This is a genomic window from Pseudoalteromonas sp. (assembly GCF_041613455.1).
GTDB lineage: Bacteria > Pseudomonadota > Gammaproteobacteria > Enterobacterales > Alteromonadaceae > Pseudoalteromonas.
This window is the reverse complement of record NZ_JBFJHD010000264.1, coordinates 1-3547: the sequence shown is the minus strand read 5'-3', so window position 1 is coordinate 3547 and position 3547 is coordinate 1. Positions and strand designations below refer to the sequence as shown.

Below are 3547 nucleotides of genomic sequence, written 5' to 3'. Positions count from 1 at the left end.
GAATGACGGCATTGCCGATCAAATCATAGCCAGCGATTTAACCTACCCTTCTTTTGGTGCCGATAAAAATGTATTTGGCGTGTGGAATACCGCAACTGGCGGCGCCGATTGGTTTCAATTAGATAACGGTATCGCGAGCCTCAGAACCCCCAGCAGTAACGTTCAAGATGGTTGGCTGGCAACCGATGGCAGTGGCTTTGATCCGCTAACCTGGGGTATGGCAAGAAACCCTTACGATCGTGTCAATGCGTATGCGCGCTTAGGCTACATGTTTGACGAGATCACCATGGCCGTCGATGTTATGTACTCAAAGACCAAGTCGCAAGATGAGATTGATCCGCCGTTTGTTTGGGATACCTGGACCACAGTAGAGCGCTTAACCGCCGATGGCATCACGGTGCCCGACTCAGTGCAGGATACACTGGATGCTTACGGTGATAATTGGCTACTGCTACCATATACCTTTGACGAAGCGGGCGGGCGTGGTCATAAAAATGAGCGCGAATACTTATCTACTAGCTTAACGCTGGAGGGCGAGCTCAATGAAAACTGGTTGTGGGATATGTATCTCACCACTGGGTTTACTAAAGCCACGCTGCAAAGTAATAATGCGCTGCGCAACGACCGCTTTAATAGCAGTAACTTTACCCTAATTGGGCCATGTCAACAGCAAGGTAATTGCCCAAGCTTTAGCCCTTTTACCGCGGCATCAGCTGACGTACTGGATTACGTTATGGCAAGCCACGAAACCAACACCGATGTTAAAGGCCATGGTTTTGCCGCAAACCTGTCCGGTGAAGCATTTGAATTACCCGCAGGTCAGGTGCAACTCAGTGCCGGTGTAGAAATACGTTATGAAAGCTTAGACTATCGTCCATCAGACTTGTGGGCTTCAGGTAAGTTATCTTCACAAATGACCGGTATTGATGATGTTAGCCGCAATATCAAAGAAGTGTATGGGGAGTTTTTAATCCCGTTAGTCAGTGACGCACCATTTGCAAAGCGTGTCGAGCTTGAGGGCGCGTTACGTTATGCTAAATATTCAACAGAGTCAGCAAGCTTTAGCAGTTCTAAGTTAGGCGTAAACTGGGCTGTAAATGATGATCTGCGTTTTAGAACCACCTACTCTCGTGCCGTTAGAGCCCCGCAACTCGGTGAAATGTTTGCGGGTGTGTCTATTGGCTATAGCGACTTGACGGATCCCTGTGATGCCGATCAAATCGATGGCGGACCTGCTGATGGACGACGCAAAGCCAACTGCCAAGCGCTGGGGATCACTGCTGATTGGGACTCTAACTTAAAGGGTAAGCGCGGCAAAGTGATCAGCTCCGGCAATACCGACTTAAGTGAAGAAACCGCCACCACTTTAACAGCTGGCTTTGTTTTTCAGCCACGCTTTATTGATAACTTAAGACTCTCTATCGATTATTATGATATTGATTTATCAGATCTTATTGTAAGTTTTGGGGCCAGCAGTGTGTTAAGCAACTGTGTTGATTTAGAATCAATTAACAATGAATACTGTAACCAAATCGAGCGCGATAGTAATGGTAATGTGTTATCGGTGCGCGATACTTTCTTAAACGCCGATAACTCTCGTCGCCGCGGTATCGATATCGAAGCGGACTACAGCCTAGATATGGCAAAATCATTTGATCTTGCCGGTACACTTGCTTTGGCAATGGGCGTTACTCACCAATTAGAAAAATCATACACCGAATACGACTTTGTTGAGGGTAAACCCCTTAAATCAGACTCAGTCGGCACATTAGGCTCGCCCGAATGGAAAGCAGATATAATGGCCACTTATTCACTCAATGATTTAACCGTACGTTGGACCACTAAGTTTACCCAAGGCGGGCCGCGTTACAATGATCTAAACCCCGATCGCTATGAACACCAGCAGATTGAAGACTCCATTGTGCATAACCTTTGGCTTGGCTATAACGTCACCGATGAGGCAAATGTATATCTCGGGGTGAATAATGTGACTGACGAAACCTGGTTAGATAATCCATTTACCAACTGGGGACGCCTTAACTACTCTTTATTGGGTCGAAGCTACTACGCAGGTTTTAGCTACCACTTCTAAACAGCGTTGTTAATCGCGCAACTTATAGTGAGCTGGTATCGCACCCGTTATCTAGCTCACTACTATAAAAGACCCCGTTAGCCAACGGCTTATTTAAACGTAACTTTACCACCAATCATTTTATACGCTGCGGTGCCTCTGATGGTCGCGGGGCGGGCAAACGCTTGCTGGCACTTTGGGCAAATACAAGGCTGCTCGGTATAATCTTGGCTAATACGTTCAATAAAACATTTCACTAACGCGCCTTTGCCCCCTTTACGGTATTTAAACAACGGCGCTCTACAAGCTGCGCAAAATATGTCGACCGTTTTACTGGGGCCTTTTTTATTTGGCTTCGCCATCTGATCTCCATTGAACTAAAGGTTAAAACTCACCTAATTTTGCCGCTGTTAGCTTCACTAAGTCATGTGGGTCAATAGCGATGTCTAAGCCACGCTTACCGGCACTCACATAAATACACGCAAACTGCGTGGCACTACAATGTAAAAAGGTGGCAAGGCGCTTTTTTTGCCCAAATGGACTCACGCCCCCTAACACATACCCGGTACTGGCTTGGACTTTTTTGGCATCAGCCATGGCTACTTTTTTAGCGCCACACAATGCAGCAAGTTGTTTTAAATTAACCTGCTGCGCGACCGGTGTTATTGCAACCAATAGCTGGCCGTCTTGATTTTCAAGCACTAACGTTTTGAACACCTGCGTGCTATCAAGGTTGAGCTTGTGTGCTGCTTCAAGGCCAAAACTGCTGGCATCTGCACTGTGTTGGTAGCTTAACAATTCAAAGCTAACCTGGTTATTTTTTAGTAACTTTATTGCTGGGGTCATGGTATTTCATGCTGCATAAAAACGACTAAGCAAAAAAAACGACGCTAAATAGCGCCGCCTTTCATGTTCACTATTTACTTGGTTAAATCATCAAAAAACTTTTTCACGCCATCAAAAAAGCCTTGCTCTTTTGGACGGTTTTTTGAGCTATCTTTGCCCATGCTTTCTTCTAACTCTTTAAGTAAATCGCGTTGACGCTCATTTAAGTTAACGGGTGTTTCGATCACAACTTTACAAATTAAATCACCAATTGCACCACTGCGTACAGACTTCACCCCTTTCCCACGCATACGGAACATTTTACCGGTTTGCGTTTCTGAAGGAATTTTTAGCTTCGCACGGCCATCCAGTGTCGGCACTTCAATTTCGCCACCAAGGCCCGCTGTGGTAAAGCTAATTGGCACTTCACAATGTAAGTTATTGCCATCGCGCACAAAAATACGGTGATCACGCACCGACACTTGTACGTATAAATCGCCCGCTGGCGCACCATGCATACCCGCTTCACCTTCACCGGTTAAGCGTATACGGTCACCGGTATCCACGCCCGCAGGAATTTTAACCGACAGCGTTTTGGTTTTTTCAACACGGCCTTGACCATGACAGCTGTTACAAGGATCTGAAATAATT

General features: G+C 46.1%; 4 protein-coding genes. 1 reads left to right on the top strand and 3 read right to left on the bottom strand.

Annotation, left to right across the window (positions count from 1 at the left end):
• A partial coding sequence (locus ABYB02_RS15615; protein ID WP_372763320.1) for a TonB-dependent receptor domain-containing protein occupies window positions 1-2092 on the top strand: 2092 nt, incomplete at its 5' end.
• 89 nt (window positions 2093-2181) lie between these two features.
• Here the strand turns inward: ABYB02_RS15615 and ABYB02_RS15610 are convergent.
• The 3 genes from ABYB02_RS15610 to ABYB02_RS15600 form a co-directional block, all read right to left on the bottom strand.
• Window positions 2182-2433 (bottom strand): hypothetical protein, encoded by a 252-nt coding sequence (locus ABYB02_RS15610; protein ID WP_372763319.1) that lies wholly within the window; start codon window positions 2431-2433, stop codon window positions 2182-2184.
• 22 nt (window positions 2434-2455) lie between these two features.
• Window positions 2456-2917: a Cys-tRNA(Pro) deacylase gene (ybaK, locus tag ABYB02_RS15605; protein WP_372763318.1), complete on the bottom strand. Its 462-nt coding sequence runs from the start codon at window positions 2915-2917 to the stop codon at window positions 2456-2458.
• A 74-nt stretch (window positions 2918-2991) separates the two neighbouring features.
• The coding region (locus ABYB02_RS15600) for a DnaJ C-terminal domain-containing protein (RefSeq protein ID WP_372763317.1) at window positions 2992-3547 on the bottom strand (556 nt) is incomplete at its 5' end.